The following is a 19,982-nucleotide window of genomic DNA, read 5'->3' as shown; positions in this document are numbered from 1 at the left end:
GATATTCAGAGAATCAGCGTGATGCGATCTGATTTTCCAGTCGCACCACCGTTTTTCTCCAGCCTCGCAACCTGATTAACAGGCCCCATCGGCCCGGGCAGCGCGCTGCCCGGGTCATCAAGCCTCTTTTCAACCGCCACCGGAGAAATCACCACCATGAACCAGAAACGTTTCCGCCTCATCTTCAGCAAACGTTTGGGCATGCTGGTGCCGGTAGCCGAGGACCGCGCCGCCCAGGGCAAGGCCGCAGGCGACGGCGCGCAGAGCGGCGCGGCCTGTCCCCAGGCGCCGCCGCCGCACTCCCTGGTCTTCGCACCCCGCAACGGCCTGGCCCTGCGCCAGTTCGTCGTCGGCCTGCTCTCGCTCTGGCAGCTCGCCCTCACCCTGGCCATGCCGCTGCGCGCCTATGCCGGGCCCACCGGCGCGAGCGTGGCAGCCGGCAGCGCCACCATCACCCGCGAGGGCCTGCTCACCACCATCACCAACAGCCCCAACGCCATCATCGACTGGGCTTCCTTCTCCGCCGCCCAGCAGGAGGTCATCCGCTTCATCCAGCAGAACGCGGCCAGCTCGGTGCTCAACCGCGTGACCGGCCAGGATCCTTCCCAGATCCTCGGCCAGCTGCTCTCCAACGGCCGCGTCTTCCTCATCAACCCCAACGGCATCACTTTCGGCGCCGGCAGCCGGGTCGACACCGCCGGGCTCGTCGCCTCCACCCTCGGCATCTCCAACGCCGACTTCCTGGCCGGCCGGCTGCAGTTCGACAAGACCGGCGCAGGCGCCTCGGTGCAGGCCGCCGGCCTGATCACCGTGAGCCCCGGCGGCAGCGTCGCCCTGCTCGGCGATACGGTCAAGAACGCCGGCCTGATCCGTGCCGACGACGGCGCCGTGCTGCTGGCCGCCGGCCGCAGCGTCACCCTCACCGACGTCTCCAACCCCGCCATCGCCGTGGTGGTCAGCGCGCCCGAGAACGAGGTGCTCAACGTCGGCGACATCCTCGCGGCCAGCGGGCAGGCCGCGCTCATCGGTGCGGCCATCGGCCAGCAGGGGCGCATCAGCGTCGACAGCGCGGGCCTCGGCAACGCCGGCGACATCGTGCTCAAGGCCACCAACCGCATCGAGGTGTCTGCAGCCGCCCGGCTCAGCGCCGACGGCCAGGGCGCCACCAGCGGCGGCACCATCCTGGTGGGCGACCGCGCCACCGGCGCCACCTCCGTCGCCGGATCGCTCAGCGCCCGCGGCGGCGACAGCGGCGGCCACGGCGGCTTCATCGAAACCTCCGGGCGCGCCATCGATCTGGGCGGCATCACGGTGGATGCGGGCTCCGCCACCGGCCAGGGCGGCAAATGGCTGATCGACCCGGTCGACATCCAGATCGTCCACGGCCCGGCAGGCAACAGCGACTACGCGCCCACCGGCAACAGCGCGATCACCGACGGCACCATCGCGCAGAGCCTGAACACCGGCACCAGCGTCGCCATCACCACCTCGGCCGGCAACGCCGCCGGCGCCCTGGGCAACATCACATCGGTCGGCAACATCGAGATCATCAAGTCCCAGGGCGGATCGGCATCGTTTTCGCTGGATGCCGACCACGACATCATCCTCAACGGTGGCCAGTTCATCCTGGCCTCGCAGGGCGCGGGCAACACCCTCGACGTGAACCTTGGCGCAGGCCACAGCGTGTACGTCAGTGCCGCCGGCACCCACCTGCCGGTGGAAATTGCCACCCTGGGCGGCAATGTGTTCATCGGCGGTCGCCACGGCGGCGAAACCGGAAAGATCTATGTCGTCGGCGACCTGTTCGGCACCGAGCCGGTCGCCACACCGATCACGATCGACACCCGGGTCGACCGCTCGTCCACCACCTCGGCCGCCGGCTCGGTGCAGATCAAGGCCCGCAGCCAGGCCCCCCTGGAGCGGGTCGAAAGCGTGTTCTGGATGCGCAACACCGACATCTACGCCGACGGCATCGACATCCAGATCGTCGGCAACAGCCCGGCGATCGGCGTCAGCACCCGCGCCCTGCACCTGAGCCAGTCCCGACTGCACAACACCGGCGACCGCGACGTGGTGCTGATGGGCAACTATGTCTACCAGGGCAATGGGACGAACGCCGGGTTCTACGGCGCGCTGGTTTCGGAATCGCTCGTGGAGCAATTCGGCAACGGCCAGATTTCGGTGACCGGCACCGTGACCGGCATGCCCGGCTTCGTGCTGGCAGCCGACGCCTACGCGGTTTCGCTCACCCAGTCGTCGCTGGTGCACCACGGCCAGGGCGACGTGTCGGTCAGCGCGATCGTGCCGTGGGATTCCAAACCCGGCGTCGAAACCCGCCCGCCGCTCTACGCGACCAACAGCTCCGTAGCGGTCAGCCATGGCAACTTGCATCTGCTGGGCGTGGCCACCGCGACAGGCTCGACCATGCTCGACCAGGTGGTGCTCGGCAACACCGCCGTTTCCGCCTCGGGCGACATCAACGTCACCACCCGCCTGATCGACACCGCGGGCCAGGATGTCGCCGCCGGCGGTTTCCTGCTCGGCACCCGCTTCGGGTCGGAGGTGCTCGCCGGCAACGTGACGATCCAGGCGGGCGGCAATCTCAACATCGCGGCATCCGAAATGCTGGCCGCCAACAGCGGCAACGTGGACATCCATGCCGGCAACGTCAACATCCGGATCGACAGCACGACCAGCCCCCACGGCGTGACCGTCGGCGGCAACAACATCAGCAAGGGCAACTACGTGGTCGGGCCGACCTCCCTCGGCAATGCGGTCATCTCCGACGCCTTCCTGCAGGCGGCGGGCAACATCGCCGGCAACGTCGTGGTGAACTCCGCCGTCCCGGTCACGATGAACGTCGGCGCCAGCGGCAACGCCACGACGGTCGGCAACGTGCAGATCAGGAGCCTGGGCGATATCGCTGTCGCGCGCCCGGTCGTCGGCAACGGCATCACGCTCGCCAGCGGCGGCAACCTCACGGGCAACGGCGCCGTGACGGCCACCGGCGATGTCGTGCTGACCGGCCGGGGCAATGTGGCCCTGACCGGCGACATCAGCGGCGGCGGCAATGTGTCGGTCACCGGCGCAGGCCCTGTCGAAACCGCGGGCGTCACCGGCCACGGCAACGTCACGGTCACGGGCAACGGCAACGTGGTGAGCCGCGGCAACATCGTCAATACCGGCCTCGGCGACACGCTGGCGGGCATGGTGGTCGGCAACGGCGACCTGGTGGTGTCGGGCCTGGGCAATCTCCGCGTCGGCGACGTCATCGGCAACGGCCACGTCGGCATCACCGGCAACGGCACGGTGACCACGGGCCATGTGCTGAACAACGGTGCAGGCGACCTGGACATCGCCAACGAGGGCACCGGCGATACCGTCACCGGCGACGTCACCGGCGACGTCACCGGCCACGGCAACGTCACGATCCGGGGCCGCGGCAACCTCGCCACCGGCCGGGTGACCGGCGACGGGCGTGTCACCGTCTCCGGCCAGGGCGCGCTCAGCGGCGGCAACATCCTGGGCAACGGCGACGTCGAGGTGCGAAACGCCGGCCACGGCCGCACCGAGGTGGGCGACGTGCTCGGCAACGGCACGGTGACCATCGCCGGCAACGGCGACGTGCGCATAGGCGGCGGCAACGGCTCGGTGATCAACACCGGCACGGGTGACACCACGCTGTCGGGCAACGGCAACGTGTCTGCCGGAACCGTGACGGGCGGCGGCAACGTGTTCGTCCTCAATGCCGGCGGCGGCGACACCCAGGCCGATGCCCACAGCACCGGCGGCGCGGAGGTATACGTCACCCCGGGCAGCGGCTTCGACCGCTCGGTGGCAGGCCTGCTGGCGCTGACGCATGAACAGATCGCCCGGCTCGACCCCGCCCGCGTCGCCGAACTGGCCCGCTCGGGCATCCTGGAAGGCGCCCTGCAGACGCTGTCGGGCACGTCGGCCGCGGCATCTGCCTTGCGCGCCAACGCGCGCGTGTCGCTCGACGAACTGCGCCGCCTGCAGGTCCGCGCCACGGGCCTGCCCGTGGCGCAGGCCATTGCCCTGGCCAGGCCCGGCCTGACGCAAGGCGAGGTGAAGCTGCACTGCCGCGTGGACGATCCGGCTTGCAAACCCTGAGCGGGCGGGCTTCGCGCACACCGGTGCGCCGATCCGGCGGGGCAGGCGCCCCGCCCGGCCGCACCCGCCTCAATGCCCGGCAGACGCCTGCCGCCACCGTCCCGGCGGCAGCCCCGACCACGCCGTGAAGGCCCGCGCGAAACTCTTCTCGTTGCGAAAGCCCGCCGCCCGCGCTACCTGGGCGATGGAGCGCGCGGTCTGGCGCAGCAGGCCCTGTGCCAGCGCGAACCGTGCCTCGTCCTTGAGCGACTGCAGGCTGCTGCCCTCCTCGCGCAGTTGCCGGTGCAGCGTGCGCGCCGACAGGTTCAGGGCGGCGGCGACCGTCTCGGCCGTGGCCACCGGCCGCTGTCGCAGGTGTTCGCGTACCTGCTGGGCCAGCAGCCGGTCGCGCCGGTATTGCCGCACGGTGAGCGCCAGCGCCTGCTGCAGCATCGCGCGGGTGGCGGCCTCGTCGCGCACCAGTGGCAGCGCCAGGTAGCGCGCGTCGAAGCGCATGGCGGTGACCGGCGCGTCGAACGCCAGCGGGCAGCCGAAAAGCAGCGCGTACACCTCGGCGTGACGTGGCTCGGGCAAGGCGAACGACGCCCCCCGCAGCGCGATGCGCGAATCGATGGCCCAGCAGGCGAAGCCGTGCACATAGCGCAGCAAGGTCACCAGGCAGAGCTCGCGCACAGCCGGCGCGATGGGCCGGGTTTCCTCGAGCCGCAGCGTGGCGGCATCGCCATCGATGTGCAGATGCAGCAGCACGTCGTCGGCCAGCAGGCGGTGGTGGCGGCTCCAGCGCCGCAAGGCAACGCCCAGGTCGGGCGCGGTGACCGACGCGCGGATCAGCAGGCCATAACTGCCCCAGGGCAGCCGCCGCGAGAACCAGGCCAGGGCTTCGTCGTCGAGCTCCTGCATCGCATGCGCGCACAGGGCCTCGAACTGCGATGCGGTGATGCGGCCGTCGTGCAGCCGCAGTTCGCGCGGCGCGATCCGTGCCTGGCGCAGGGCCGCCGACGGATCGACCGCATGGCGCTCGTAGGCCGCCACCACCGCCCGGACGAAAGCCATGGGCGTGGCCGCCGGCGCACCGGCACGGGCGGGCGGCGTCAGGGTCGAATGGGATGGCGCTCGGGGCATGTCGGCTGGCACGATTTGCACCCATTGTGTCGCCATATGCGCCGCCGCGCGGCGTAGGCTGGCGTCGGATCAACGGAGACAAGAACATGCAGCTTCCAGGACTCGATTTCGGGCTCGGCGACACCGTCGACGCCCTGCGCGACGCGGTCGCCGACTTCGCCGCCGCCGAGATCGCACCACGCGCGGCCGAGGTCGATCGCGACAACCTCTTTCCCGCCGACCTGTGGCGCAAGCTCGGCGCCATGGGCCTGCACGGCATGACCGTGTCCGAGGAATACGGCGGCACGCAGATGGGCTATCTGGCGCATCTGGTGGCGCTGGAGGAGGTATCGCGTGCCTCCGCCTCGGTCGGCCTGTCGTATGGCGCGCACAGCAACCTGTGCGTCAACCAGATCCACCGCAACGGCAATGCCGAACAGAAGGCCCGCTACCTGCCGGGCCTGGTCAGCGGCGAACAGGTCGGCGCCCTGGCCATGAGCGAGCCCGGCGCTGGCTCCGACGTGGTCAGCATGCAGCTGCGCGCCGAGCGCCGGGGCGACCGCTACGTACTCAACGGCGGCAAGATGTGGATCACCAACGGCGGCGATGCCGACACCCTCGTCATCTACGCCAAGACCGACCCGGCCGCTGGCGCCAAGGGCATGACCGCCTTCATCGTCGAGAAAGGCTTCAAAGGCTTTTCGGCCGGTGCCAAGCTCGACAAGCTCGGCATGCGCGGCAGCAACACCTATCCGCTCTTCTTCGACGACTGCGAGGTGCCGGCCGAAAACCTGCTCGGCGGCGAAGGCAACGGCGCGCGGGTGCTGATGAGCGGCCTCGACTACGAACGCGCCGTGCTCTCGGGCGGACCGCTCGGCATCATGGCCGCCTGCATGGACGCGGTGCTGCCCTATGTGCACGAGCGCCGCCAGTTCGGCCAGCCGATCGGCGAGTTCCAGCTGATGCAGGGCAAGGTCGCCGACCTCTACACCACCTGGCAGGCCACCCGCGCCTATGTGTACGCCTTGGGCAAGGCCTGCGACCGGGGAGACCACGCCCGCACCCTGCGCAAGGACGCGGCCGGCGCGATCCTCTACAGCGCCGAGAAGGCGACCTGGATGGCGGGCGAGGCGATCCAGGCGCTGGGCGGCGTCGGCTACACCAAGGACTTCCCGGTGGAGCGGCTGTGGCGCGACGCCAAGCTCTACGAGATCGGTGCGGGCACCAGCGAGATCCGCCGCATGCTGATCGGCCGCGAACTCTTCGCCGAAACGGCCTGACGCCATGAGCCAGCTCGACAGCCAACTCAACCCGCGTTCCGCTGGTTTCCAGGCCAACGCGCAGGCCATGCGGCAACTGGTCGACGATCTGCGCGCGCAGCTCGCCCGCATCGCCGAGGGCGGCGGCGAAAGCGCCCGCGCCAAGCATGTGGCGCGCGGCAAGCTGCTGCCGCGCGAACGGGTGGAACGCCTGCTCGACCCAGGCACGCCATTCCTCGAAATCGCCCCGCTGGCCGCGCACGGCATGTACGACGGCGCCGCGCCCGGCGCCGGGCTCATTGCCGGTATCGGCCGGGTGTCCGGCCGCGACTGCGTCATCGTTTGCAACGACGCCACCGTCAAGGGCGGCACCTACTTCCCCGTCACCGTCAAGAAGCACCTGCGCGCCCAGGAAATCGCCGAGCAGAACCGCCTGCCCTGCATCTATCTGGTGGACTCCGGCGGTGCCAACCTGCCCAACCAGGACGAGGTGTTTCCCGACCGCGACCATTTCGGCCGCATCTTCTACAACCAGGCGCAGATGAGCGCCCAGGGCATCGCGCAGATCGCCGTGGTGATGGGCAGCTGCACGGCCGGCGGCGCGTATGTGCCGGCGATGAGCGACGAATCGATCATCGTGCAGGACCAGGGCACCATCTTCCTCGGCGGCCCGCCGCTGGTGAAGGCCGCGACCGGCGAGGTGGTGAGCGCCGAAGACCTGGGCGGCGGCGACGTGCACACCCGGCTCTCGGGCGTGGCCGACCACCTGGCGCGCGACGACCTGCACGCCCTCGCGCTGGCCCGGTCGGCCGTGGCGCACACCGCGCCGCAGGCGGACTTCGTGGCCGCCGCGCCGCCGCGCCCGCCACGCTTCGAGGCCGACGAGCTCTACGGCGTGATCCCCACCGACACCCGCAAGCCCTTCGACGTGCGCGAAATCATCGCCCGCATCGTCGACGGAAGCGAGTTCCACGAGTTCAAGGCCCGGTTCGGCGCCACCCTCGTCTGCGGCTTCGCGCACATCGAGGGCCAGGCGGTGGGCATCGTGGCCAACAACGGCATCCTGTTCTCGGAATCGGCGCAGAAGGGCGCGCACTTCATCGAGCTCTGCTGCCAGCGGGGCACGCCGCTGGTCTTTTTACAGAACATCACCGGCTTCATGGTCGGCCGCAAGTACGAGAACGAGGGCATCGCCCGGCACGGCGCCAAGATGGTGACGGCCGTGGCCACCGCCAACGTGCCGAAGTTCACCGTGATCATCGGTGGCAGCTTCGGCGCCGGCAATTACGGCATGTGCGGGCGTGCGTTCAGCCCGCGCTTTCTGTGGATGTGGCCGAACGCCCGCATCGCCGTCATGGGCGGCGAACAGGCCGCCAGCGTGCTGGCCACCGTGCGGCGCGACGGCATCGAGGGGCGCGGCGGCCAGTGGTCGGCCGACGAGGAAGAAGCTTTCAAGGCGCCGATCCGCCAGCAGTACGAGGTGCAGGGCCATCCGTACTACGCCAGTGCGCGGCTGTGGGACGACGGGGTGATCGACCCGGCCGATACGCGGCGGGTGCTGGCGCTGGGGTTGGCGGCTTCGCGGCACCAGGTGGTGGCGCCGCCGAAATTCGGTGTGTTCCGGATGTAGGCGATGTGTATGATTTTCCATTTACATACACACAGGCAAACCGATGAGAACCAACATCGTGATCGACGACGCCCTGATGGCGGCGGCCATGACGGCCGGCGGATTTCGCACCAAGCGCGACGCGGTCGAGGAAGGCTTGCGGCTGGTGGCGCGACGCGCGGCCTATCAGGGGATTCGTGCCTTGCGGGGCAAGCTCGCTTGGGACGACGGAACCGGTGGGCGGGATGTTTCGGCGGCTGCGCACACGGTGCAGGAGGCGGAGCGTCCTTACCGATCGCCGGCACCGGGGAAGAAACCCTCACGTCAGGGTGGCAAGGCGTGATGTTGACGGTCGATTCGAGTGTGTGGATCGCCTATTTCAACGGTTGCGATACGCCGCAGACGCGCTTGCTCGACGAGGCGCTGGAGGACAGTGCGCAGGAGATCGTGGTGCTCGATCTGGTGTTGATGGAGGTACTGCGCGGGTTTCGGGTGCAGAAGGATTTTCTGGCTGCGCGACGGGCTTTTTCGGCCTTGCCGATGGCGGTGGCGGGGGGTCAAGCGGTGGCGCTTCGGGCGGCTTCGATCTACCGGGATCTGCGCGCGCTCGGCGTGACGGTTCGCAGTGCCATCGATTTGATGGTCGGGGCCTGGTGTGTGGAGAACGATTGCCCGCTGCTGCATGGGGATCGGGATTTTGCTGCTATTGAGCGGTTGAGGGGCTGGGGATCTTGATGGGGTGGGGTGGCTCACTGGCTGGATTCGGGTTCCTGCAGAGGGGTGTGCCGCTGCGTGGGCTGTGTCTCCGGCGGAGGGCTGTGCCACTGCTTGGGCCGCTGTCCTCTGCCGGTTGCGTGCCACTGCGTGGGCTGTGTCTCCTGCGGAGGGCTGAGGCCGGGATTTCGCCCCGGCGGGCGAGTCACTTTCTTTGCTTCGCCAAAGAAAGTAACCAAAGAAAGGCGACCCCGGTGGGCGAGGTCCTTCGGACACGCTGCGGTACTCGGTTTTGCGGGGTCTGGCGGAACTCGCTTCGCTCAGACAGCCGCCAGCCCTTATCCGCAAAACCTCCGTTCCTCGCTCTCGACCACAGGGGACCCCAAACACTACACGGGCCATCGCTGCGCTCGGCCTTCGACGGTCTTCGCTGCGCTCGACAGGTGAAAGGGGCGACACGTCCATGGGGCGGTGCAGATGGGTACACGGCTGCCGCATCGGTCGGTACGGCAAACAGCGCGCAGACCATGGAGCGTCCGTCACAGAGCATGGCGATGGAAAGCATGCGGCCCCCTCACCGTGCTCAGTGCGGTCGCCTGTCCTTACCCTCTCAGCCCCGACCCTGCGAAGCAGGGGCCAAGGCACTCGATCGACCCTTGTCCAAACTGTTGCCGCTAGAGCGTTCGAAGGCACATTCCCCAGGCCGAGCGAAGCAATGGCCCGACCGAGCCTCGAGCTCGTCTTCAAGGGTTTTTCTTTGGTGACTTTCTTTTGTCCCAACAAAAGAAAGTTACCGCGGGTCTGGGGGCGCGCAAGCCCCCAGCTCCACCCTACGACCAGTAGAAGAAAAAAAGAAAGAAGCAGGCTCAGCAAGAGCAACGACCACACCCCAAGTTCGGTAGAAGAAAAGAAGAAGAGACCCCCTACCCCGGCCAGCGGAGACCCCCAAAAAATGTTCAAAAAAATCCTCATAGCCAACCGCGGCGAAATCGCCTGCCGCGTCGCCTCGACGGCCAAGAAGATGGCCATCCGCACCGTAGCCCTCCACTCCACCCCCGACCAAACCGCCAAACACGTAGCCGCCTGCGACGAGTCCATCGCACTCCCGGGAGAAACGCCAAGAGAAACCTACCTCCAGTGGCAAAAAATCCTGCAGGCAGCAAAACAAACAGGCGCAGAAGCCATCCACCCCGGCTACGGCTTCCTCAGCGAAAACGCAGACTTCGCCACCGCTTGCGCCACCGAGGGCCTGGTTTTCATAGGCCCCCCGCCAGCAGCGATAAAAGCGATGGGCCTCAAAGCCGAATCCAAGCGCCTGATGGCAGCAGCCGGCGTCCCCCTGGTCCCCGGCTACCACGGTGAAGACCAGAACCCGGAAAGACTCCAGACAGAAGCCGACCACATCGGCTACCCCGTCCTCATCAAGGCCAGCGCCGGTGGTGGCGGCAAGGGCATGCGTGTCGTCACCCGCAGCGAAGACTTCATCGAAGCCCTCGCCTCCTGCCGACGCGAAGCAGCAGCCAGCTTCGCCAACGACGCCGTGCTGATCGAGAAGTACGTCCAACGCCCCCGCCACATCGAAATCCAGGTCTTCGGCGACCAGCAAGGCCACTACGTCTACCTCTTCGAACGCGACTGCTCGGTGCAGCGCCGCCACCAGAAGGTGCTGGAAGAAGCCCCCGCCCCCGGCATGACCGAGTCCCTGCGCCGCCGCATGGGCGAGGCCGCCGTGGCCGCCGCGCGGGCCGTGGGCTACGTGGGCGCGGGCACGGTCGAATTCATCGCCGAACAGCGCGGCGGACAAGGCGAAGAAGAACCCACCATGGAGTTTTTCTTCATGGAAATGAACACCCGCCTGCAGGTGGAGCACCCGGTGACCGAAGCCATCACCGGCCTCGACCTGGTCGAGTGGCAGTTGCGCGTCGCCGCGGGCGAGCCGCTGCCGCTGCGCCAGGACGAGCTGCGCATGCAGGGCCACGCGATCGAAGCCCGCATCTGCGCGGAAAACCCCGACAACCAGTTCCTGCCGAGCACTGGCACGCTGGCCGTCTACCGCACGCCCGAGGCCGAGAATTTCGAACGCGGCGCAGTGCGCATCGACGACGGAGTGCGCGAGGGCGACACGATCACGCCCTTCTACGACTCGATGATCGCCAAGCTGATCGTGCACGGCGACGACCGCCAACAGGCGCTGGCCCGGCTCGATGCCGCGCTGGCGCGCATGCGCATCGTGGGACTGCCGACCAACGTGCAGTTCCTGCGCCGCGTGCTGGCAAGCGATTCGTTCGCCCACGCCAGGCTCGACACCGCCCTCATCGAACGCGAACGTGCAGTGCTGTTCGACCAGGACACGCTCGGCCGTGCGCCGGCCATCGCGGCGGCGGTCGTGCGGCAGCTGGCCGACGAAGAGAAGACAGCAGCGCCGAGCGGCGACCCCTTCGCCCGCCGCGATGGCTGGCGCTCGCACGGCGCGATGACCCGGCCCTTCGACTTCGAGCATCGCGGCGATGCGGTGCGCGCGGTGCTGGCCCGCGAGCGCGATGGCAGCATGGCACTGACGGTCGATGGCGCCACGCAGCCGCTGTCGTGGTCGCCCGCGGCCGACGACGCACTCGATCTGCGGCTGGGCGCAGACCGCCTCACCGCCTTCGTGCACCGGCACGGCGACATGGCCAACGTGTTCACCGATCGCGGCGCGTCCGTGGTCCGCATCGTCGACCCGCTCGCCCACGCCGGTCACACGCAGTCCGACGCAGGTCGGCTGACGGCGCCCATGCCGGGCAAGGTGGTGTCGTTCACGGTCGCTGTCGGTGAACGGGTCACACGGGGCCAGCCGCTGGCGGTGATGGAAGCCATGAAGATGGAGCACACCATCGCCGCGCCGGTCGACGGCGTTGTCGAGGAACTGCTCTACGCGCCGGGCGACCAGGTCGGCGAAGGCGCGCCGCTGCTGGTGTTGCGCGCCTGAACACCATGGCGCGGCCCGCCTGGTGAACCCTGTCAGGCCTCGTGATTCGGCATCGTGCCGTAGAGCGATTTCCAGGCACCCCGCTCCTCTTGGAGGCCCTTCTCGAACGCGGTGAACAGTTGGCGAATCTCGGCCGGTGCGCCGTGGGTGGCGTTCTCGAAATAGCGGAGAAGGCCGGTGCGCTCTTCCAGCGGCAGTCGTGCGCAGCAACGCAGCAGTTGCTGCACCGTGGCCAACGAAGCGCCGCGCGCGTGGTAGTCGCCGCCATAAGCCAGCAACGCCTCCCGCAGGGCAGGAAACAGCTCCTGCTGCGGCAAGCCGTCCAGCAGGTGCAAGAGCGCGGCCCGGATCGGGCCCGTGCGCGGCCCCTCGGAAAGCCGTACCCGGTCTCGCCATTCCTCGTGGCACAAGACACCGGCCAGCATCCGGATGCCCTCGCGTGCCGGCATGTCCGCGCGGTCCTGCATCGCGGCTTCGCAGCTTTGCTGAACCCACTGTTGCCAGACGCCTGCGCGTTCCGGTCGCCAGACCGGATCCAGGTAGTGGGCGGGCACGAACTCCCGCATCACCGGCAGGCGATGCACGAGCGGCAGGCGGGGCAGCTCGGCCATGAGCATCGCGTCGAGTTCGGCCCGGTGATGGGAACCATGCAACGTGGGCATGTTGCGGGCCAGCTCCAGTGTCGCCTCCGCATGCTCGGCCGGTAGCGCACGCGCACGCTGCAGCGCGTCGGCGCACTGCGTTGGCAGGCATTGCAGGTCGGTGAGGAAGGTCAGCATTTGACTGGTCAGCAAGCGCATCGCGGCCAACGGCCGCAAATGGCCCAGATGGTGTTGCAGCACGCCGAGCAGTTCCGGCTGCGGCTCGTGTGCTCGCGGCAGCAAGGACAGCGCTTCTTCGCGATAGCGGGGCTTTTCAGCCGCCGCCAGCAGCGATGCCTGAATGACCGACAGGCCGGGTTCCATGTCGAATGTGCCCGAGCGCTCCCAGCTGCTGATCAATGCGCGGTAGAGAATGGTGACCGAGGGCCCCGGCTCGAGCGCTTCGATTCGCCGCACGATCGGGTAGAGGTCGTTCAGGTCGGAAATCGACCATGGAAGCTCCAGCTGCCGAATGTCGCGCATCAGCTCAAATTCGACACGTCGGGCCGGCGACAGGCGTGCCGCCGAGGCGGACCTCGCCGACTCGTTGTTCCAGTGCGCGGGCCCCTTGGCCATCAGCTCCAGCAGCTGGCGCCACAGCGCCTCCGGGATGCGGGGCTCGGCGGTGCAGGCGACGATCAGGCGATCGAACAGTCCCAGGAAAATTTCCGGCCGCTTCAGCAGGCGGTCGGTCAACTGCTGCAACACCCGCAGGCGGATCGCCGGGTTGTCCGGCATGCGCTGCACCACCTGTGCGACCAGGCAGGAAACCGTCGATGGATCGTGACCCTCGATCTGCCGCAGCATGGCCGGCACGACCGAATCCCAGCAAGCGCTGCACTCGCTCGGTGGTACCTGCTGGAGGCCATCTACGGCCGCGACGAATTCTTTGGGATCTTCGGCCATCCACAAGCGCCGTGCGAGTCTGGTGGCCTCCGCCGGCATCTGGAAGACGGTGTTGAGGCGGTGGTTGAGCAAACCGATTTCGGGCAAGCGGTTGAACGATGGCGTCACGGCGTTGTCCCGCAGCACGAACTGACCGATGTCCAGCAGAAGCTCGGGCGGCAGGTGTTCCAGGCGGCTGGGTTCGGCGTGCGGTGGCGTGGTGGTGACGGCAGCCGCTGGCCGGGTGGCGATGGGTACCGTCGCACCGCGGGGTAGCGAGGCAGGCGATGAATTGAGCATGGGAATCTCCAGGGTCGAAGCGCAAGAGCGAACAGCTTGGTGTCCACCGCTTTCGGGCCTGCGCAGGCGCACGAACCGCTTGCCCTGACGCCGAATCGCCCGGCCATCCTTCGCCCCCAGGCTGTGGCGTCAGCTCGCAAGGGCAGCCTTCCGGGCGGCTTCGGCCACCGCCTGCGCCCTCCACGCCTGCTGCTCCTCCTGCGTGGCGCCCACCAGGGAGTTCACGATTCGCCAATCGTCCTGCTCCGCCCGCTCGGTGGCGGTCTGGAGCGCTTGCAGCGGTTTGGCACGCAACTCGAACGGCAGGCCCGAGCAGCAGTGCACCAGCAGGCGCAAGGTCGCGCTCGAAGGACCGGGCAGATGGCCTTCGTCACCGTAGACCTGCACGATGTCGCAGATCGCTTCGGCCAACCGATGCAGTGGCAGCGACTGCAAGGCGGTGGCCAGCGCACCCAGCAGCGGGCCGGCGTCCGCGCCGAAATCGGGCGCGTGATCGCAGTCGCGGGGTTGCGGCACCCGGCCCTCCCTCTCCTCGCGCGGCAGGGCCGCAGCCAGCGCGCGGATGCCTTCGCGCACCGGCACGGCCTCGCTGTGGTGTTGCACGGCGTGGCACGTGGCCCGAAGCGACCGGTCCCAGAGCTGCAGCCAGTCAGACGACGGTGAGTCGCCCGGTTCAGGTGCCACGCACGGGTCGAGGGCCGCCAGCACGGGCAGGCGATCGGCCAGCGGCAGTACAGGCACCTCGGCCAGCAGCAGGCGACCCAGGTCCTGTCGTTTGGCATGGCTTTGCACGTCCGGCATCGCGCGAGCGAGGATGCGGATCAGGGCCGCATGTTCGGCGGGCCGCCCGCGCGCGCTTTGCAGCCGTTCGGCGCACTGCGGCGGCATGCGCTGGGGATCGGTGGCAAAGGTGGGAAGCTGCCGCACCAGGAACTTCATCGCGGCCTCGGGCGGCAGTTGTTCGAGATGGCGCAACAACACCGCGCGGTGTTGCGGCGTCGGACGCAGGACCACGGGCAACAAGGCCAGCGCGTCCTCCCGGCAGCCCGGCGCTTCGGCAGCGGCCAGCAAGGCCCGGTAGAGCGCCGAGACACCGACGGGAAAGTCTGTCGCGCGGGAGCGTTCGAGGCGGACGAAGAGTTGGTGGTAGAGGATCATGCCGACCGGGCCGGGCCGCAGCGCACCGATGCGCTGTGCCAGGGCCTCGACGACCGCGCCGTTGCGCGTGAGCAGGGGCAGCCGAAGGATGTCCATCATCAGCTCGAGTTCGGCGCGGCGCGCCGGCGCCAGCGCGGCGCCTGCCGCCTCCATCATGGGCCGGTCGAACAGGTGCGGCGGCCATCCGACCATCGACCGCAGCAGGCGGCGCCACAGCTGGTCGGGCAGCTGCGGCTCGGCGGCGCAGGCAGCGAACACCGCGCCCTGCATCCCCTCGAACCGGTCCGGCAGCCGCTGCACCACATCGACCGTCTGGTGCAGCAGGCGCAGGCGCAAGGCCGGGTCGGCCGGCAGATGCGCGAGCACGGCCGACAGCGCCGAGCCGGCGTCTTGCGGCGCCCGGCTGGACAACAGACCCGACAGGGCCGGCACGACGGAGTCCCAGCACCACGCACGCTGGCTGAAGGGCGCCCGCGCCAGCCCTTTCAGGGCGCGGATGAATTCCTCCGGCGTTTCCGCCGTCCACAACGGGCGAGTGAGATCGGTCGCTTCCACCTGCTCTCGATGAACCGCCGCGAGCTCGCTCTTGAGCGATGCGAAGACCGGCACCGTGTTGGCAGCCGGCGTCTCGCGGTTCAAGGCCATGACGTCGTCGCCGACCAGCAGCTGGATCTCCCGCGGCAGCTGCTCGTAGACGATCTGCCCGGACGACACTTGCTCGACGCTGCCGGCCGTCGGTGGGCCGCTGGCCGCGGGCGTCGCCGGCCGGTCGGATGGGTGGATGGGTGGGCTTGAAAACATGGGCGATGTAGCTCCGGGCTGGTGAGGCCGGCAGCATCGCCACCCGCGCCGGCCCGGACCGGCGCAGGGGCGAAGCGTGGGCCTTCACGCCGAAATCGCAACGCCCTCGTCGGCCCGGGATTTGCAGCGGGCGTGGTCCGGGCACGCCGCAGCACCTCGGCGCAGTGCGGCGCCAGCCGATGCCAGTCAGGAGGCAGGCAAGCAGGGATGGCCAGAATGGTGGGACGGCGGCTCAGTTGGCGTTCGAAGCGGCGCAGGCTTGCGCTTGCCACTGCCGATGCTCTTGCCGGGTCCGCTGTTTCATCCGATCCAAGGCCTGCTGGTTTCGGGCGCTCGTCGTCACGCTGTGGATGTCTCTCAGCGGCCTGTCGCGCAGCTCGAACGGCAGCTCGGCGCAACATCGCAAAAGCAGACGGTGCACCGCGCTCGAAGGCGCGTCGACGAAACCGTCGCGCTTGTAGGCGCGCACGATATCGCGCACCGCATCGGGCACGTCTTGCGGTGCGAGCGAACGCAGGGAGAGCGCGAATGCAGCCAGCAAGGGGCCGCAATGCCCATCGGGCAGCGGCTCGACGCCGTCGTCGTCGTCGGGCTGCGGCACGCGGCCTGACGCCTCTTCGTGCGGCAACGCCGCGGCCAGCGCGCCGATGGCGTCTCGCGGCGGCATGGAGCCGTCGCGGCTCAGGACGGCCCGGCACGTGGTGTCGAGCGCCTCACGCCAGGCGCTCGCCCATTCGAACTGCCAGACCGGGGCAGGCCCGACGCATGGCGCGATGGCCGCCAGCACCGGCAGGCGATGGGCCAGCGGCAGGTGCGGACACTCGGCCAGCATCAGCCGCGCCAGGTCGGCGCGTTGCTCTGGCGTGGTCAGGCTCGGCATCTTGCTGGCCAGCACCAGGGCGGCGGCGGCGTGATCGGCCGGATAGGACCGAGCGCGCAGCAGCACGTCGGCACATGGCCAGGGCATGCGGTCGGCGTCGGTGGTGAAGGCGGGCAGCTGTGTGGTCAGCAGGCGCATCGCGGCTTCCGGCCGGAGCGTGCCCAGGTGACGCGACAAGGTCTCACGAAACTCCGGCGGCGGCTCATGGTCGACCGGCAAGAGAGCGAGCAAGGCTTCGCGTTGCTCCGGTTGCTCGGCCGCCGCCAGCAGCGCCTGGCAGAAAGCCGGCGCGCCCTGGTCGTCCTGCTCCGGGTTGCAATCGACCCAGCTGGCGATCAGCGTGGCGTAGAACAGGGTGGAGATCGGTCCGGGGGAAAGCGCCGCGATGCGCTGGAGCAGCGCCGGAACCGTCTGGGTGTCTTCCAGGTCGAGGATGTCCATCAACAGTTCGAATTCGGCGCGGCGGTTCGGCGGCAGGCTCGCGACTGCGTTCCAGACCGGCTGCGCATGGCGCTGGGGCCTGCCCATCCTGACCGTCAGCTGCATCAGCTGTTTCCACCAGACATCGGGCATGGGTGGCTCCACGGCACCGGCCGGGATCAGGCGTTCCAGGACCCCGACATACGCGTGGGGCTGTCGGACCAGGCAATCGGTGATCTGCTGGATCAGGCGCCGGCGCATCGGGGGTTCGGGCGGCAGGCCGGCGATCAGGGGATCGAGCAATCTGCGAGGCGATGTCGGGTCTCCCTCGGCGAGTTGGCGACTCAGTGCCGCGATCATGGAGTTCCAGCACCAGCGCTGCTGGCTCGCCGGCGCCTGCGCCAGCCGATTCATCTGCGCGACGAATGCCGACGCACTGGTCGCCGCCCACATCGGCCGCGTGGACCGGGTCGCCGTAGCCGGCTCCCGAAAGACCGACGCGAAATGGCTGTTGAGCGATGCCATGTCTTCCACCGGATTGGTCGACGGCGTCGTCAGGTTCGAGCGCATCACTTCCTCTCCGATTTCCATCAGGATCTCGATCGGCAGGTGTTCCAGGCGCATCTGCTCGCCAGGCGGTTCGGCGACCGCGCCAGCGCGGACGGTCATCGATGGCGAGGCCTGGCCGGGCGTCGTGGCACTGGCGGACGGTGATGATCGGTCGAGGGAGAACATGGCGCCCCTGGGCAAAATGGAGATCCCATCAGCATCGGCGGCCGGCCCGATGGGCATGGCACCCGGGCCGCATCGCCCGACGCCTCCGCGAAAGCCTTGGCGCCGGGCGGCCGCTCGGGCTCGTGCCAGCGCGCGCGACTGTGAACGCCAGTCCCACGCCTCGGCCCGGGGTATCGCCAATCAGGTTCGGCAGCCGTTCCTGCCCGATGTCCGGCTGCCGGGGGGTCGCGATCTCGATCGCCCGCTCTGGACGAACCCGCGACTCGAACGGCAGGCGCGCCCAAAAGCGCAGCAGCACCGGTAGCAGCTAGACGACCGACACCGAAGGCTTTTCGAGTCCATGGCGGGCGGGAAGCGTCGGCTGAATCGCCACGAACGCGCCGGCCCGTTCATTCAGTGGCAGCCCACGCAACACCCGGGACAGCGCGCGCAGGCGCGGGCCGGGGTGCAGGGAGAAAAGGAAAGCACGGCGGCTCCGATCAGCGTGCCGCGTCGGCGATGCGCTGCGCCCGCCACTGCTCCCGCTGCGCCTGCGCGCCGTGCATCAGCGAACGCAGCATCTGGCGGGTATCGTGCGAGACCTCTTCGTCACGCGACCGCAGGTCGTGCAGCGGCCTCGAGCGCAAGTCGCAGGGCAGCCCGGCACAGACGCGCAGCAGCATGCGCATGGTCGCGTCGGACGGGCCTTCCTGGCGGCCCTGGTCGCGATAGGCCTGCACGATGTCGCGCACCGCGCCGGGAACCTGGTGCGGGGGCAAGCAACGCAGCAAACGGGAGAGCGCGTGCACCAACGAACCGGACGCTTCGTCGGACAGGGGCTGCGGACGCGGTTGCTGCGACTGCGGCACGCGGCCCGTCCATTCCTCAAAGGGCAGCGCTGCGGCCAGGGCGCGGATGGTGTCGCGCAATGGCCATTCGATATCGCTCTGTGTGGCCGCCTGGCAGCAGGCCTGCAGCGCGTCCTGCCATGCGCTGGACCAGGCGTCGCGCCATCCGTCCCGCTTGAAGTAAAGCGAGTCGCAGGCGGCGAGCACCGGCAGGCGGTCGACCAGCGGCAGTCGGGGCAGCTCGTCCATCAGCAGTCGGGCCAGGTCGGCGCGTTGTCCGGCATTGCTCACGCTGCGCACTTTGCGGGCCAAGGCCAGGGTCGCCTCGCGGTGTTCGGCGGGCGTGGCCCGCGCGCGCCGCAGCACGTCGGCACATTCAGTGGGAGCGCGAGCCGCGTTGGTGGTGAAGGTGGGCCACTGCCGGGCCAGCAAAGCCATCGCGGCGGCCGGGCGCAACAGGTCGAGCTGGCGCAGCAGCGTCGGCCGAAGATCCGGTGTCGGCGACTGCACGACGGGCAGCAGCGACATCGCGTCCTCGCGCCAGCCCGGTGATTCGGCGGCGTCGAGCAACGCATGGAAGATCGCGGTGGCGCCCTGCATTCGCCAGACAGAACCTGCGCCGGCCCAGTGGCGCAGCAGGGTCTGGTAGAGCATGGTGACGACCGGCCCGGGAGGCAGCGCGGTGATGCGCTGGAGATGGCTCAGCACCGCCGGCAGCGGCATCATCCACGCGGGCGCCGCGACCAGGTCGAGCATCAGCGTGAGTTCGGTGTGCCGTGCTGATGGCAGTGCCTCTGCGGCGGCTTCGATTGCGCGTCGCTCGATTGGCTGCGGCGGATTCCGGAGCAGCATCTGCATCCACTGCAGCAACATCGCCCGCGGCACGCGCGGCAGCCCGGCGCAGGCGGCGATCAGCGGTGGAACCACGCCGGAAAAGCCGGCTGCCTGCCGCAGCAGGGCGTTGCTCGCCTGCTGCACCACCCGCAGGCGCAGGTCGGGGTCGGCCGGCAGCCGCGCGAGGACTGCCGCAAGCACGACGTCGCGATCCTCTGAACGGTAATCGGAGACGAACTGCACCATGGCGGCCACCACCGAGTCCCAGCACCACTGCCGGTGGCTCGGCGGCGTGCGCTCCAGGCCGTCCACGGCGAGCAGGAATTCGCCCAGCGTGCGGGCGGTCGACAGGGGCCGGGTGATGTCGACCGCCAGCACGGGCTCCCGAAAGACCGACGCGAGCCGACCGTTGAGCGATGCGATGCCCGGCAGGGAGTTTTGCGCCGGCAGCGCGACGGTCAATTCCCACAGGTATTCGGCCGTCAGCAGCAACAGTTCATCGGGCAAGTGCTCGTAGGTGCTGCGCTCCGACGGCTTGCCGTCGGCCAGAACCGGATCGGGCTGCGGGGAAGGGTCGCGTGCCGCAGGAGCTGTCGTCGGGCTGGCTGAAAAATGGGGGAGCATAGGGCGCATCGGTAGGCGAACAAAGGCCTCCTCCAATGTGGGCGCGTTTTCAGCGGGCGCGGTGGCGCCGGACGAAGCACCGACCCGCTCCACGA

At 69.1% G+C, this 19,982-nt stretch carries 12 protein-coding genes; 6 read left to right on the top strand and 6 right to left on the bottom strand.

What is annotated here, in order from left to right:
• Positions 1-5 precede the first annotated feature (5 nt).
• Positions 6-158, bottom strand: a complete 153-nt coding sequence (locus tag R9X41_RS04865) for a hypothetical protein (protein ID WP_318633761.1) — start codon at positions 156-158, stop codon at positions 6-8.
• On the opposite strand from R9X41_RS04865, the gene R9X41_RS04860 reads away from it, so the two are divergent.
• Positions 157-4,131, top strand: coding sequence for a two-partner secretion domain-containing protein (locus R9X41_RS04860; protein WP_318633760.1), 3,975 nt, complete (start codon positions 157-159; stop codon positions 4,129-4,131). The genes R9X41_RS04865 and R9X41_RS04860 overlap by 2 nt on opposite strands.
• A gap of 69 nt (positions 4,132-4,200) precedes the next feature.
• Here the strand turns inward: R9X41_RS04860 and R9X41_RS04855 are convergent, their stop codons facing one another.
• Complete coding sequence (locus tag R9X41_RS04855; protein WP_318633759.1) at positions 4,201-5,253, bottom strand: AraC family transcriptional regulator; 1,053 nt, start codon at positions 5,251-5,253, stop codon at positions 4,201-4,203.
• 86 nt (positions 5,254-5,339) lie between these two features.
• Here R9X41_RS04855 and R9X41_RS04850 point away from each other — a divergent pair, with 86 nt between their 5' ends.
• The 5 genes from R9X41_RS04850 to R9X41_RS04830 all read left to right on the top strand — a co-directional run bounded on the left by R9X41_RS04850 (position 5,340) and on the right by R9X41_RS04830 (position 11,782).
• Entirely contained in the window at positions 5,340-6,512 is a 1,173-nt protein-coding gene (locus R9X41_RS04850) for an isovaleryl-CoA dehydrogenase (RefSeq protein ID WP_318633758.1), read from the top strand.
• Positions 6,513-6,516: 4 nt separating this feature from the next.
• Positions 6,517-8,121 carry a carboxyl transferase domain-containing protein gene (locus R9X41_RS04845; RefSeq protein WP_318633757.1) on the top strand — a complete coding sequence of 535 codons (1,605 nt, stop codon included), beginning with the start codon at positions 6,517-6,519 and terminating at the stop codon, positions 8,119-8,121.
• Between the two features lie 43 nt (positions 8,122-8,164).
• Positions 8,165-8,443 carry a type II toxin-antitoxin system VapB family antitoxin gene (locus R9X41_RS04840; protein WP_318633756.1) on the top strand — a complete coding sequence of 93 codons (279 nt, stop codon included), beginning with the start codon at positions 8,165-8,167 and terminating at the stop codon, positions 8,441-8,443.
• Entirely contained in the window at positions 8,443-8,835 is a 393-nt protein-coding gene (locus R9X41_RS04835) for a type II toxin-antitoxin system VapC family toxin (protein ID WP_318633755.1), read from the top strand. Before R9X41_RS04840 ends, R9X41_RS04835 begins: the two co-directional genes overlap by 1 nt.
• Before the next feature lie 931 nt (positions 8,836-9,766).
• Positions 9,767-11,782, top strand: coding sequence for an acetyl/propionyl/methylcrotonyl-CoA carboxylase subunit alpha (locus R9X41_RS04830; protein WP_318635152.1), 2,016 nt, complete (start codon positions 9,767-9,769; stop codon positions 11,780-11,782).
• Between the two features lie 32 nt (positions 11,783-11,814).
• Here R9X41_RS04830 and R9X41_RS04825 read toward each other — a convergent pair whose 3' ends face one another.
• From R9X41_RS04825 to R9X41_RS04810, 4 genes are all read right to left on the bottom strand, one after another.
• Positions 11,815-13,680 (bottom strand): hypothetical protein, encoded by a 1,866-nt coding sequence (locus R9X41_RS04825; protein ID WP_318633754.1) that lies wholly within the window; start codon positions 13,678-13,680, stop codon positions 11,815-11,817.
• A 57-nt stretch (positions 13,681-13,737) separates the two neighbouring features.
• Complete coding sequence (locus R9X41_RS04820) at positions 13,738-15,567, bottom strand: hypothetical protein (protein ID WP_318633753.1); 1,830 nt, start codon at positions 15,565-15,567, stop codon at positions 13,738-13,740.
• A 232-nt stretch (positions 15,568-15,799) separates the two neighbouring features.
• On the bottom strand, positions 15,800-17,602 hold the full coding sequence (locus R9X41_RS04815) for a hypothetical protein (RefSeq protein ID WP_318633752.1): 1,803 nt from the start codon (positions 17,600-17,602) through the stop codon (positions 15,800-15,802).
• Positions 17,603-18,081: 479 nt separating this feature from the next.
• Positions 18,082-19,887 carry a hypothetical protein gene (locus tag R9X41_RS04810; RefSeq protein ID WP_318633751.1) on the bottom strand — a complete coding sequence of 602 codons (1,806 nt, stop codon included), beginning with the start codon at positions 19,885-19,887 and terminating at the stop codon, positions 18,082-18,084.
• Between the last annotated feature and the right edge of the window lie 95 nt (positions 19,888-19,982).

The sequence above is a fragment of the Xylophilus sp. GOD-11R genome, assembly GCF_033546935.1.
Taxonomy (GTDB): domain Bacteria; phylum Pseudomonadota; class Gammaproteobacteria; order Burkholderiales; family Burkholderiaceae_C; genus Xylophilus.
Note: the sequence above shows the minus strand (reverse complement) of the source record. Positions and strands in the feature narration are given on the sequence as shown.

Bases quoted from the DNA above. Each gene is read 5' to 3' on its own strand.
- R9X41_RS04860 (WP_318633760.1), top strand. From the start codon at position 157: ATGAACCAGAAACGTTTCCGCCTCATCTTCAGCAAACGTTTGGGCATG.
- R9X41_RS04865 (WP_318633761.1), bottom strand. From the start codon at position 158: ATGGTGGTGATTTCTCCGGTGGCGGTTGAAAAGAGGCTTGATGACCCG.
- R9X41_RS04855 (WP_318633759.1), bottom strand. From the start codon at position 5,253: ATGCCCCGAGCGCCATCCCATTCGACCCTGACGCCGCCCGCCCGTGCC.
- R9X41_RS04850 (WP_318633758.1), top strand. From the start codon at position 5,340: ATGCAGCTTCCAGGACTCGATTTCGGGCTCGGCGACACCGTCGACGCC.
- R9X41_RS04845 (WP_318633757.1), top strand. From the start codon at position 6,517: ATGAGCCAGCTCGACAGCCAACTCAACCCGCGTTCCGCTGGTTTCCAG.
- R9X41_RS04840 (WP_318633756.1), top strand. From the start codon at position 8,165: ATGAGAACCAACATCGTGATCGACGACGCCCTGATGGCGGCGGCCATG.
- R9X41_RS04835 (WP_318633755.1), top strand. From the start codon at position 8,443: ATGTTGACGGTCGATTCGAGTGTGTGGATCGCCTATTTCAACGGTTGC.
- R9X41_RS04830 (WP_318635152.1), top strand. From the start codon at position 9,767: ATGTTCAAAAAAATCCTCATAGCCAACCGCGGCGAAATCGCCTGCCGC.
- R9X41_RS04820 (WP_318633753.1), bottom strand. From the start codon at position 15,567: ATGTTTTCAAGCCCACCCATCCACCCATCCGACCGGCCGGCGACGCCC.
- R9X41_RS04815 (WP_318633752.1), bottom strand. From the start codon at position 17,602: ATGTTCTCCCTCGACCGATCATCACCGTCCGCCAGTGCCACGACGCCC.
- R9X41_RS04810 (WP_318633751.1), bottom strand. From the start codon at position 19,887: ATGCTCCCCCATTTTTCAGCCAGCCCGACGACAGCTCCTGCGGCACGC.